This is a genomic window from Sphingobium algorifonticola, assembly GCF_004005485.1.
Classification (GTDB): domain Bacteria; phylum Pseudomonadota; class Alphaproteobacteria; order Sphingomonadales; family Sphingomonadaceae; genus Sphingobium; species Sphingobium algorifonticola.
In genome coordinates, this window is the sequence record NZ_RZUL01000010.1 from 19,964 (window position 1) to 32,516 (window position 12,553).

Genomic DNA, 12,553 nt, shown 5'->3' on the forward strand with positions numbered 1-12,553 from the left:
GATGCTGGCCGCCGCGTTCGATCTTGCCGGTCGCACGGCCATTATCACGGGATCGACGCGCAGTATCGGGCTGGGCATCGCGCAGGCGCTGGCCGAGGCTGGCGCGAAAGTTGTTGTGTCGAGCGAGAACGACGCTGATGTCACCCAGACTACTCGTCAACTGACCGACCTCGGGTATTGCGCGCACGGCATCGCCTGCGATGTCACTGATCCCGTTGCGCTGCGCGCCTTGATCGATGGCACAGTGACGGCCTTTGGCGGCATCGACATTCTCGTATGCAATGCGGGCATCACAGGCGCTGCGGGCAGCTGGTCGCTCGAAGATTTCGATCAGGTTATGGCGATCAACCTTCGCTCGAAGGTGGCGCTGACGAGCATCGCCCTGCCGCATATCGCCGCGCGAAGCGGCGGCAGTGTTATCCTGATGTCCAGCCTGTCAGCGCTGCGCGGCAATGGCGCGATCAATGCCTATGCGCTGGCTAAGGCGGGTGTCGCTCAACTGGCCCGGAATTTAGCGGTTCAATGGGGGCCGAAAGGCGTTCGCGTCAATGCCATCGCGCCCGGCCTGATCCGCACCCCGCTGTCCGAACCCTTGATGGCCGACAAAACCTTTATCGACCGGCGAATAGGCATGACACCGCTGCGCCGCGTTGGCGAGGTCGACGATGTTGCCGCGACCTGCCTATTCCTCGCCTCGAAGGCCAGCGCCTTCATCACCGGCCAGCAGATCTCTGTCGATGGCGGCACATCGATCACCGATGGCAGCTGAGCCGATCCTGATCACCGGCGCGGGCGGCTTTGTCGGCAGCGCACTGATGCGCGCGCTGGCGGGGACACGCCGGATTATCGCGACCGATCGGGCGGAGCTGGATTGCGCCGATCTGCCTGGTATCACCGCGCTGCAAGGCGAAATCGATAACCCCGCGCTTGTCACGGCGATTGCTGCAGAGCCGCTCGCCGCGATCATCCACCTCGCTACTATCCCAGGCGGCGCGGCAGAGACCGATCCGGCGCTTGCGGCGCGGATCAACGTCGCCGCTCCGATGGCGCTGATCGATGCGGTGACCGCCTACGGCAACGTGCCCCGCCTGATCTTCGCCAGCAGCATTGCAGTGTTCGGCCATCCCATGCCGCAGTGGGTAGACGACGATACGCAGGTGCGCCCGCTGAAACTCTACGGCGCCCACAAAGCGATGATGGAAGAATGGATCGCGACACTCGACCGGCGGGGTACGGTACGCGGCCTCTCGCTGCGACTTCCGGGCATCTTGGCCCGCCCGCTCGCGCCATCGGGGATGAAATCGGCTTTCCTTGGCGATCTCTTCCATGCGTTGAAGACGCGCAAGCCCATCACCCTGCCGGTCTCGGCCGACGCCTACAGCTGGCTCTTGTCTCGGCGCGCGCTGGTGGAGCAGCTGATAATCGCACTCGATCTTGCTACCGACCCTGCGTCTACCCGTCTGAACTTGCCCGCCTTGCGGGTGCGCATGGGCGATTTAGTGACCGAAGTCGCGCGCCAGACAGGAGCAGACCCAATGCTCGCGACATACGCGCCTGATCCGGCAATCGAGGCCGCATTCGGTGCGCAGCCCCCGCTTGCAACCCCTGCCGCAAACGCGCTTGGCCTCACGCATGATGGCGACATTGCTGCGCTAGTGGCGAATGCCCTTGCCGATCTTTGACATGCGAAAGGACGCCGAATGAAACTCGCTACCGTCGATGACGGGACACCCGATGGTGCGCTGGCCGTCATCAGCGCGGACGGAAGCCGCTATCTGGCAACGAACGTCCCCACGCTGCAGGCTGCTATCGAAGGCTGGCACAAAGCCGAACCCACATTGACGGGGTTAGCGGCACGCCTGGACGCGGGAGAAGGCGAAAGCACCCATAGCCTCGTTTTTGCGGCCCCCTTACCCCGCGCTTGGCAATGGCTCGACGGCTCGGCCTATCGCAGCCATGGCGCGTTGATGGAGACGCTGTTCGGGACAGAGCCTCCGCCGCCGGGCCGACCGCTCATGTATCAGGGCCTGTCGCACCAGTTTCTGTCAGCCACCAGTGATGTTCCCCTGCCGCGTGAGGAGGATGGGATCGATTTCGAAGGCGAATTTGGCATTATAACGGATTTCGTGCCGATGGGCGTCACCCCCGAACAGGCGCTGGGCCATATCAAGCTGCTGGTACAGATCAACGACTGGTCGCTGCGCGCACTGGCCCCAGTCGAAATGAAGACGGGGTTTGGCTGGATCCATGCCAAGCCAGCCTGTTCACTAGCACCTTTCGCCGTAACCCCCGATGAGCTGGGCGATGCTTGGCGCGATGGTCGCGTCCATTTACCGCTGACGGTGGACTGGAACGGGGTACGCTTTGGCAATGCGGAGGGTGGACCGATGGAGTTCGGCTTTCACGAACTGGTCGCGCACGCCGCCAGTACGCGGTCGCTTTGCGCGGGCACGATCATTGGCTCGGGCACTGTGTCGAACAGCAATTTCCGTGAGATCGGCTCGGCCTGCATTGCGGAACGGCGCGGCATCGAGATGCTGGACGAAGGCAAGGCACGCACAGGCTTCATGCGGTTCGGCGATCGTGTGCGAATGGAGTGTCGATTGCGCGACGGCCGTGTGCTGTTTGGGGCCATTGACCAGAAAGTCGTGAAGGCATGATCGGTTCTGCCGATGTCCGTCGGATCGTCACCGGCCATGATCCGTCGGGTCGCGCGATATTTGCCAGCGACGACCTGTTGCCGGTCAATCCAATCGCATCGGGGGATGCCGCATTCAGCCTGGTGTGGACCACCGCGACCGTTCCGGCCGACAATAATGACGATACCGAAGGCCGGGATCGCGACGCTGGACTTACGTTGCATCAAGGTTCGGTCTTGCGGGTTGTCGACATGCTGCCCGGTGGCGTCTCGCCCTTTCATCGCAGCAGCAGCATCGATTACGGCATCGTGCTGGCGGGCGAAGTCGAACTGGAGCTTGATGGGGGTGCGGTAAGGATAGCGGGCGCCGGGGATATCATCGTCCAGCGCGGCACCGTTCACCTCTGGCGCAATCCTTCAGCGACCAATATCTGCCGTATCGCCTTTGTCCTGATCGAAGCGGTTCCGCGGATTGTGGACGGCAATCCCCTGCCCGATATCATGGAATGACCTCATGACAAGTCGTGAAGCTGTGATCCTCGTCCCCGGCCTGTTGTGCGATGCCGAAGTCTGGGCTCATCAGATTGCCACCCTTGACACGCATTACAAAGTCATAGTTCCCGACCTTACCCGACGCGATCTGCTTACTGACATGGCTGCGGACATTCTGATCGACGCACCTGCCCGTTTTTCGATTGTTGGCCATTCGATGGGCGGTCGCGTCGCTTTGGAAGTGTTCAGACTTGCACCCGATCGGGTCACGCGGCTCGGCCTGCTCGATACCGGCGTGCATCCTGCGTCGCCGGATGAACTGCCCAAACGCCAGGCAATGCTCGACATCAGCGCCAATCAGGGCATGGCCGCTCTCGCCTCGGTCTGGTTGCCCCCGATGGTCAAGCCAGGATTGCTGGACACCGATCCCGCGCTTCGGGCCAGACTTTACGCAATGGTCGAACGCATGTCGCCGCGGATTCACCGCCAACAGATCAACGCCCTGATCCATCGCCCTGATGCGGCACCTTTGCTGAAACACATTGCATGCCCTACCCTCATCGGCGTCGGCGAACACGACCAGTGGAGTCCGCCCGATCAGCATAGGCCAATTGCGGCGGCGATTGCCGGTACCGAAATGACGGTTTTTGAAGATTCAGGCCATATGGCGCCGATGGAAGTGCCGGACGCTGTGAGTGCTGCGCTGTCGGCGTGGATGGCCCGCCCGATCAGCAGTTGACCTCCAACTTGCGATTCCCCGCGAAGTACATTATTGGATCCAAAAATATGGCAGCGGGAGAACTCTAGATGGCTACAAGCCTCAAAGCCGAGGCGCGCGACGCAGAGCCGACTGCCGCGTCATGGGTACGTAATGCGTGGTATGTCGCGTGCATGCCCCACGAGATTGAGGGAAAACCTCTAGGCAGAACAATATGCAACGAACAGATGGTGTTCTTTCGCGGTATCGAGGGGCAGGTCGCCGCACTGGAGGACTTCTGCCCGCATCGCGGCGCGCCGCTATCGCTCGGGTTCCTGCGCGATGGCGCGTTGGTCTGTGGCTATCATGGATTGACCATGGGCTGCCGTGGCAAGACCGAAGGCATGCCGGGTCAGCGTGTTGGCGGTTTTCCGCCGATCCGATCCTTTCCGGTCATAGAGCGTTATGGCTTTATATGGGTCTGGCCGGGTGATCCCGATCTGGCCGATCCGGCGAAGCTGCGGCATCTTGCGTGGGCTGAAGACGAAGGCTGGGCTTACGGCGGTGGCATTTATCACGTTGCCTCGGACTATAGGCTGATGATCGACAATTTGATGGATCTGACGCACGAGACCTATGTTCACGCGACCAGCATCGGACAGAAGGAAATTGACGAGGCACCGGTTCGCACACGACTGGTTGGGAGCGAAGTCGTGACAAGCCGGTTCATGGACAATGTCTCGCCGCCGCCGTTTTGGGCCATGGCGCTGGACGGTGCAGGTCTGCCCAGTGAAGTACCGGTAGACCGCTGGCAAATCTGCCATTTCCACTTGCCCAGCAGCGTTGAGATCGAAGTTGGCGTCGCCCCCATGGGCCAGGGAGGTTATGACGCGCCAATGGACCAGAAAGTCTATGCAATGGTCGTCGATATGATGACACCAGAAACGGATTCATCGCATTGGTATTTTTGGGGGATGGCAAGACGATTTGCCGTTAACGACCAGGATTTAACCGACAGCATTCGGGATGGCCAGGGCCGTATATTCGCTGAAGACATCGAGATGCTCGAACGTCAGCAGCAAAATTTATCGCGCCAGCCCGACCGGCGACTTTTGCTCTTGAACATCGACGCCGGCGGCGTGCGGTCGCGTCAGTTGATAGATAAAGCCATTGCGGTAGAGCTGGCATGAACGGCGACCAACGCGTCGCAGCGCGGCGTCCCGCAAAATTCGCTCTACGCGCGGGCCTATCCGGCTATCGGTAACAGCCGTGGTAAGCCCGGAAGAATATGTTCGATCGCTTGAAATGTTTGATGATGCAACGCGGGCAAGCCGGAGACTGGATGCTATCGCCCATTGCAGTCGATAGGCAGCAATTTTGAAGATCTAATGGCGTTTCGCACATTGGCGATCATTCAAACTTTTTCGATGACCGAGAACGGGCAACTTGATGGTCGAAGCGACGTTAGTTTTTTGATGCGCCTCCATCCGTGGCGATCGTCTGGCCGGTAAGGAACTCGGCACCGTCGCTTGCCAGAAACAATGCGACGCCTACGACATCAGTTGGCACCGCTACACGTTCGATCGCCTGCATTGCCACCGTCTGCGTGACGACTTCCGGAGCCGCCTGCTCGATCATTGCTGTTCCCTCGGTTCGCGTGAAGCTTGGGGCTATGCAGTTTACCGTAATGCCGTACCGGCCCATTTCGCTCGCCAAGGATCGGCTCAGCCCGATTATGCCGCCCTTACTGGCAACATAGTGCGCCAAATACGGCGTCCCCATGAAAAAGGTGTTGGACGTCACATTGATGATCCGACCCCAGGAACGCGCCCGCATGTTCGGCAGGCATAACTGACTCAAGTGGAAAACGGACCCGAGATTGGTAGCCAGCACACTGTCCCAATCGTCCGGGCTGATATCCTCGAACCGCTGCATCGGATAAATGCCTGCATTGTTGATCAGGACATCCACGGGGCCAAGCTCCACTGCCACGCGACCAACAAATTCGGTGCACGATCCTCGGTCGCGAACGTCACATGGCCCGGTAAAAAGGCCCTCATTCCTCTGGAAGTTTTGAAACGCGAGGTCGGCAATGGCGACCCTGTCCCCTTGCTGCGCAAATGCCTGGGCCAGCGCCGCACCTATCCCTTGTGCGCCACCCGTGACGAGAACCGTCCTGCCCATCCTCTTCTCCTCAAATGCCAGGCTGCTCACCAGGCCATGGTTCCGCCATCAACGGCGAGATCGGTGCCGGTAATCCACGCAGCGTCATCCGAGGCGAGAAAGGCGGCAGCAGCGGCAACATCGTCGGGCGTCCCGAACCTATCGAGCATGATCTTGGAAAGCATGGCTCCTGCCCATGTGACATCAGCAAGCAGGGCTTCAGACTGGTTGGTGCGGACGAGGCCGGGTGACACCGAATTGACGCGAATCCCGTGTGGCGCACCTTCCATCGCCAGATGCCGGGTCATGCCGAGCACGCCCGCCTTTGCAGTCGAATGGGCCAACCCCGGAACCACGGCATAGCAAATCGAGGCAGAAACCGACGCAGTGTTTACGATGGCACCGGACCGCTGAGCGACGAAATGCGGCCAAACGCACTTGGTGAGATGGAACAGGATTTCGAGTTCATCGCGGATCGTCCGAGAGAACAGGTCGTGATCCATTGCGTCGAACCACGCGAAATGGGCCATCGCGGCATTGTTGTAGAGTACGTCGATCCTCCCGAAGCGGGCAAGCGCGAGATCAACCAGTGCCTGCGCATCGTCGGGTTCAGTGAGGTCACACGGATGCAGCGAGTCGATGATGCCACCAATCTCTTCCACCGCCTTGACCGTCGCCGCTGCGGCATCGGACTGCAAGTCGCAGCCGACCACCGCTGCACCTTCGGCAGCGAAGCGGAGGCAGGCGGCGCGCCCGATGCTGCCCCCACTGCCGGTAATGATGGCGACCTTTCCCCGCAGCCGATCGGCAAAGCCTGTCATGCGCGCCGTCGGCATCAATAGCGGTAGTTGAGCCGGACGTACCACGTACGTCGGTCGGCATAGGCACGTCCCGCATACTCCGGTACCGATCCGAAAAAACCTGTGACCCAATAGGTTTTGTCGAACAGGTTTTCCACGCCGAGTGTTGCGGTGATCTTTTCGCTGCGCGTCAGATAGGTAATGCTTGCATTGGCGACTTCATACGACTCGACACGTTCTGAATCGAGGTTGGCGACGCCCAGCCCATTGAAATGATCTCCCACGCCATCCATTGCCGCATTGATCATGATACTGCCGACATCACGCAGGTCGAACGTGTAATTCGCACCGGCACTGAAGCTGTAATCCGGAGTGGAGACTGGCTTCGCGTTCAAGCCCGGCGCGAAACCGGTGAAATCCGGGGCGAAGATCGGGTGACTCGAATCGGCGCGGATGTATTTCGCGTCGAGGAGACCCAGATTGACATAGAATTGCAAACCTGCAGTGGGCACCCAAGTGACTTCCGCTTCAAGCCCGTTAATCCGCTGGTCCGAAATGGCCACGGTCTGGGGCGAGATCAGGTCAGCATGATTGGTGAATTTGCTGGAAAAGGCTGTGACATTGGTGCGCAGTGTGCCATCGAACCAGTCAGCCTTAATTCCGGCCTCAAAGGTCTTGACCGTTTCAGGAGCCAGAAAGCGCGAAGCTGGCACCGGGTCGGTCGCGCGGTCACCCTCAAGATTGCCCGCCTTGTAGCCAGTCGTGTAAGTTGCATAAAGTAGAATGTTCCGGGTCGCCTGCCAGTTGACGCCGACACGTGGCGTAAACTTGCTAAAGTTCTCGCGTGGAAACACCGGGAAGCCGGGATAGCGGGTTTGATTGTCCTCAAAGAGTGAATCATAGCGGACTTTCTTCTTATCCCAGGTCTGCCGGAGTCCTCCGAGCAGGAATATATTGTCGATCACTTCCCAGGTTGCGTCGAGATACAAGGCGTAGCTTTTGGCGTCCTGGAATGTATCTTGATAGGAGCCGCCAAACCGCTCGGTGAAGCCGGGCTGGGTCACCGGCGAGAACTCGACCGGCACACCGATGGTGGAGCCATATTGCAGCTGCCCCCATTGGTTGCTGAAATAAAATGCACCGAGCGTGTAATTAAACCGGTCGCCAATCGACCCTGACAATTGCAATTCCTGCGTGAACTGGTCGTAATCCTCCCGCGATTCAACGGTACTGCCCAGAGTGATCCCGAAAATCGTCGATCGAGTAAAATCAGAGCCTAGCTGCGAAAGATATCGACCATCATAATGGCGAAAGCCCGTGATCGATTTTAATGTGCCGATGTCTGTCTCCGCAGAAGCCTTGAACACAGCGCCATAGCCGTCGAACCGGTGGCCCGGCTTGCGCTCAAACCCGCCGATGGCGGTCAGCGGCTCAAGCGCGCCACGATTGACACCGTAGACTGGAGTGAACCTGACGGAGCCATTTTTGGACAGCAACTGTGCCAGCGAAGTCGGATCCGGCGGAGCAATCGGGGTCATAAGATTTGTGCCGTCATCCTGCTCGAAGAAATCCAGATTGAGCTCGAACTCCAGCGTGTCGCTGGGCTTGAAATAAGTAGCCAGACGGGCGCCGTAATGTAGCGTCTCAGAGATATCGTCGCGCAGCACACGGTTGGCTGCATCGACCTGCTTCATGAAGCCGTCATTCTGCGTGCGATATCCATCCAGCTTGATCGCCAGCCTGTCGGCGATAAGCGGAACGCTGATATTGCCCTTGACGTCGATGCGGTTGCGGCTGCCAAAGGTGACCGAGGCGGAGGCAGTAACGTCACGCAAGTCTGGCTTGCGAGGTACGAACTTGATTGCTCCGACCGTCGCATTACGTCCATAAAGTGTGCCCTGCGGACCGCGCAGCACTTCGACCCGTTCGAAATCAATCATGTCGACATAAGCCGCAGCGGTGGATTGCAGATAGATGTCGTCAACAAACACCGCGACCGCATTTTCCGCATTCCAATTGTTATTGGCGCGCCCTGCTCCGCGCAGATAAAATTGTGGTGCGGCGAATGACACCGTGTTTTTGGGTGCCTGGAAATTGGGTATAACCGACATGAGGTCCATAACGCTCTGCACGTCGCGCTGCTGCAATTGTTCGCCGCCCAGTGCCGAGATAGCTATCGGTACGCTCTGCATGCTTTCGGACCGCTTGCGCGCAGTGACCACCAGGTCCACCACGCCGGTGTTTTCTATCTGCTCTAAATTATCGCCGACGACCGCTTGCTGGGCATGAACAGGTACAGCGGACAAAGCTGAAGCGATCAGTGCGACGGTGCTGACCCGACATAGCGTAAGACGGAATGCGCGATCCACGCCACATTGCTGACGGTAACGGGTGTTGCTCGAGATCATCTTTATCCTCCCCTTTTTGTTGGTTCGCAGCCTCAATGCACATGGCGGCTGGTTCAATCGCCTATCTTTTGGACGGGCAGAACGCGCAGGAGACGAAGCGGCACAGCGGCGAAAGGCCGCCGGCATCAGCGAACAGCCTTCTCAAAGATCAACCGAAAGATAGGTGGCGTGCCCTCTACGCTCTGCTTCACTGCAACTTCGAGTGGCAGGCGCACACGTTCTGGATGAGCGGAAGTGCGTGCGCGCTGCTTCAACGGATCACGTAAGGAGGGATATGCACATGGAAGTCGCCTTTTTCATTCCGCCGACCGTCGGATCACGCGAAGAACTGATGCAGGGCCTCGCTGGACGCAGGACCGACCTGTACCAGCGTATGCTGACTGACCTGACCGAGATCGCCCAATTCATGGACGAATATGGATATTTCGGCATGGGCTTTACCGAACATCATCTCTCTGTTGAGGGTATGACCCTGTCCAACAGCCCTTCGATGCTGGGGTTGTATCTGGGTATGCAGACGCAGCATCTGAACTTCGGCGCGCTTGGTTATGTGTTGCCGGTGCATGATCCGCTGCGCGTGGCTGCAGAAGTCACCATGCTCGATCAAATGACACAAGGCCGCGCCTTCGCGGGCTTTGCCCGCGGCGTCCAGACACGCTGGATCAACACCATGGCGCAGCACCGGTACAGCCTTGCCGACAATATCACCGATCCCGTGCGCTATGACGATGACCGTCGTCGCCTGTTCTACGAGCATCTCGAGATCATCCTGAAGGCGTGGGACAATGATACATTTTCCCATAAGGGCGATTTCTGGACGATTCCGGCACCCAAGACGGCCTGGCCAGGCCAGCGTATGAGCCGCGAAATGGGCGGCCGCAGCCTTGATGCAGACGGCAATCTAGTGGAAATCGGCGTGGCTCCGGCTATGTATAACCGCAAGCGGCCGCTAATGTTCGAGCCCTTTTCGGTGAGCCATAAGTCGATCGAAACCGCCGCCGCCAATGGCCTCGTCCCAATAGGTATCATGTGCGATCCGCAGATTGTTTCCGAACAGATCGATGCCGCGCAGCGAGGCTGGGAAAAGGCCGGAGTTTACACCCGGCGCGGCGAGAAGCTGGGCTTTGCGCGCTACATGATCGTCGGCGAAACGGATGAAGAGGCAATGGAATTTGCCGAGCTGGCTATGTTCGAGTGGACCTACTTCTTCGCTCAGTTCGGATTCAACGCCGTACTTGCGCGTCCAGGCGAAGACTGGAAGTCGATACCATCAACTATTTCGGAATTCATCCGCCGCGGCATCCTGTTCTGCGGCAGTCCTGACACGGTCAACCGTCAGCTGGAAGCAGCACTTCGAACCATGCCAGTCGAATATCTCTGGCTGTTCACGGCTAACGAACTGCTGCCACAGGCCAAAATGATGAAGCATCTGGATCTGATGACCCGCAAGGTCCTGCCTAACTTCACCGACAGGATCGGTCCTAACATCCATCGCAAAGCGGCAGCCTGAGAGGAAACAAGCCGATGACCTTTTTGAGCCTGTGGGGCGATGTCCATCGCTCGGCATTCGAACAGGGCTATCTGGATGCAGGCGGTGTACGCACACGCTTCATCCGCGCCGGAAGCCGGTCTGCTCCCAAGCTCGTCTTTCTGCACGGGACGGGCGGGCATGCGGAAGCGTTTCTGCGCAATCTCGATGCGCATGCCGCGCATTTCGATACGGTGCTGATCGACTATCTGGGCCATGGCTGGACTGAGAAGCCCGACGTTGCCTATGAAATGCCTGATTACTGCGCGCACCTCGCGGCGACCTTAGACGCGCTGGGTTTCGCCAGCGCTTCGATATGCGGGGAGTCGATGGGCGGCTGGATTGCTGCCTGGTTCGCGATCCATTATCCTGATCGGGTCGACAGGCTGGTGCTCAACACCATGGGCGGCGCGACTATGAACGCTCAGGTGATGCAGACCGTCTATGACAAGACATTGGCGGCGGTCGAGGACCCGGAGACTTTGACCAGGCCACGGCTCGAATGGCTGATGGCCGATCCTTCGGTGGTCACCGACGATCTGGTTGCATGCCGCACCCGAATTTACGCGCAACCCGGCATGAAGGAGACGATGCGCAAAATTCTCTGCTTGCAGCAGGAAGAGCCGCGCCGCCGCAACCTTATGACACCCGAAAACATGGGACAGATCAAGGCTCCGACGCTGGTCATCTGGACCAGCAAGGACCCCACGGCATCGGTCGAGACCGGACGCGAGATCGCGAGCTGGATCCCCGGTTCAGCCTTTGCTGTAATGCAAAACTGCGGGCATTGGCCGCAATATGAAAAACCCGAAGAGTACAACCGGCTATCGCTCGACTTCCTGTTGCGAGATCGGATGGGAGCCGCAGCCTGATGTCAGCAGAGGGTATCTGCATGGGGCATGGCGGGCTCATGAACTTTGGTGAACTACTCGCCCCTGATGAAGAGTGCGAGATTCGCGAGGAACTCGCACTTGCCCGGGCAGCGACAGCACGACTTCGCCCCGACATTGTTATCAAGTTCGGTAACGATCACAACAGCGGCTTTTCGCTCCGGCTGATGCCCGCGTTCCTGGTGGCTTTGCGAGCGCGGACCTTGGGTGATTTCGGCACAACGGCGGCACCACTCGCAGTGGACGAACCGATCGCCCGGGCACTTGTCGAGCATCTTCACGCGTCCGGGATCGATGTAGCGACATCCTATGACGCGCTGTTTGACCACGGGATGGTCATGGCGCTCGACAAGCTGTTCGAGGATTCGGCAAGCGTTCCCGTCGTCCCGGTGTTCACCAATTGCGGCGGGGATCTGCGCCCGCCGCTCGGCCGTTCGCTGGCGCTGGGTCAGGCAATCGGCGCATTCTTCCGCGATCATTGTCCGCAAAAGAACGTGCTTTTCCTGGGATCGGGCGGACTGTCGCACGACCCCCCGCTGCCGATCTTCACCGCCTCGCCGCCCGAGGTGCAGCAGCGGATGATCGACGGCGTCGAATGGACCGCCGATTCATTGGCCGTCCGCACCGCTAATGTCATTGAGGCCGGTCGCGAGCATGGCCATGGTGCGGGTCCGTTGCAGCCGCTCAATCCGCAATGGGACAACTGGCTGATAGAGCGTTTTGCCGAAGGCGATCTCGCCACTGTCGCTGCACAGAGCGATGCGGACGTCATTCGGCTGGGGGGCCGCGGGGGTAGCGAAATCCGCAACTGGATAGCCGCACTCGCCGCGCTTAAGGCCTATAGCGGTGGCGGCTACCGCACGGCGCACAGCTATTATCGGGCTTTGCCAAGCTGGATTACCGGCTTCGGCTTGATCCACGCCACCGCTCACTGATC

Annotated in this window: 12 protein-coding genes; 9 read left to right on the forward strand and 3 right to left on the reverse strand. The window is 59.4% G+C overall.

The window, feature by feature from the left end:
• Position 1: 1 nt before the first annotated feature.
• From ENE74_RS16290 to ENE74_RS16315, 6 genes are all read left to right on the forward strand, one after another.
• Complete coding sequence (locus ENE74_RS16290) at positions 2-769, forward strand: SDR family NAD(P)-dependent oxidoreductase (RefSeq protein ID WP_127691942.1); 768 nt, start codon at positions 2-4, stop codon at positions 767-769.
• Complete coding sequence (locus tag ENE74_RS16295; protein WP_164847522.1) at positions 759-1,682, forward strand: NAD-dependent epimerase/dehydratase family protein; 924 nt, start codon at positions 759-761, stop codon at positions 1,680-1,682. The genes ENE74_RS16290 and ENE74_RS16295 overlap by 11 nt, the downstream gene beginning before the upstream one ends.
• An 18-nt stretch (positions 1,683-1,700) precedes the next feature.
• Entirely contained in the window at positions 1,701-2,660 is a 960-nt protein-coding gene (locus tag ENE74_RS16300; RefSeq protein WP_127691944.1) for a fumarylacetoacetate hydrolase family protein, read from the forward strand.
• Positions 2,657-3,148: a cupin domain-containing protein gene (locus tag ENE74_RS16305; RefSeq protein WP_127691945.1), complete on the forward strand. Its 492-nt coding sequence runs from the start codon at positions 2,657-2,659 to the stop codon at positions 3,146-3,148. The genes ENE74_RS16300 and ENE74_RS16305 overlap by 4 nt, the downstream gene beginning before the upstream one ends.
• Before the next feature lie 4 nt (positions 3,149-3,152).
• On the forward strand, positions 3,153-3,869 hold the full coding sequence (locus ENE74_RS16310) for an alpha/beta fold hydrolase (RefSeq protein WP_127691946.1): 717 nt from the start codon (positions 3,153-3,155) through the stop codon (positions 3,867-3,869).
• Between the two features lie 68 nt (positions 3,870-3,937).
• Positions 3,938-5,017, forward strand: coding sequence for an aromatic ring-hydroxylating oxygenase subunit alpha (locus ENE74_RS16315; RefSeq protein ID WP_127691947.1), 1,080 nt, complete (start codon positions 3,938-3,940; stop codon positions 5,015-5,017).
• A 274-nt stretch (positions 5,018-5,291) separates the two neighbouring features.
• Here the strand turns inward: ENE74_RS16315 and ENE74_RS16320 are convergent, their stop codons facing one another.
• Genes ENE74_RS16320 through ENE74_RS16330 form a run of 3 tightly spaced genes read right to left on the reverse strand, consistent with a single transcriptional unit; the run spans position 5,292 to position 9,198 of the window.
• Entirely contained in the window at positions 5,292-6,041 is a 750-nt protein-coding gene (locus ENE74_RS16320; RefSeq protein ID WP_164847523.1) for an SDR family NAD(P)-dependent oxidoreductase, read from the reverse strand.
• The gene (locus ENE74_RS16325) at positions 6,038-6,811 is read right to left on the reverse strand and encodes an SDR family NAD(P)-dependent oxidoreductase (RefSeq protein ID WP_127691949.1); all 774 of its coding nucleotides are present in this window, start codon (positions 6,809-6,811) and stop codon (positions 6,038-6,040) included. The genes ENE74_RS16320 and ENE74_RS16325 overlap by 4 nt, the downstream gene beginning before the upstream one ends.
• 14 nt (positions 6,812-6,825) lie before the next feature.
• Positions 6,826-9,198, reverse strand: coding sequence for a TonB-dependent receptor (locus ENE74_RS16330; protein ID WP_164847524.1), 2,373 nt, complete (start codon positions 9,196-9,198; stop codon positions 6,826-6,828).
• A gap of 202 nt (positions 9,199-9,400) precedes the next feature.
• Between ENE74_RS16330 and ENE74_RS16335 the strand changes: the two genes are divergently transcribed.
• From ENE74_RS16335 to ENE74_RS16345, 3 genes are read left to right on the forward strand one after another with little or no spacing between them, the layout of a single operon-like run.
• On the forward strand, positions 9,401-10,708 hold the full coding sequence (locus ENE74_RS16335) for an LLM class flavin-dependent oxidoreductase (RefSeq protein WP_127691951.1): 1,308 nt from the start codon (positions 9,401-9,403) through the stop codon (positions 10,706-10,708).
• A gap of 14 nt (positions 10,709-10,722) precedes the next feature.
• Positions 10,723-11,598, forward strand: a complete 876-nt coding sequence (locus tag ENE74_RS16340) for an alpha/beta fold hydrolase (RefSeq protein WP_127691952.1) — start codon at positions 10,723-10,725, stop codon at positions 11,596-11,598.
• A gap of 38 nt (positions 11,599-11,636) precedes the next feature.
• Complete coding sequence (locus ENE74_RS16345; protein ID WP_164847525.1) at positions 11,637-12,551, forward strand: DODA-type extradiol aromatic ring-opening family dioxygenase; 915 nt, start codon at positions 11,637-11,639, stop codon at positions 12,549-12,551.
• Positions 12,552-12,553: the final 2 nt, after the last annotated feature.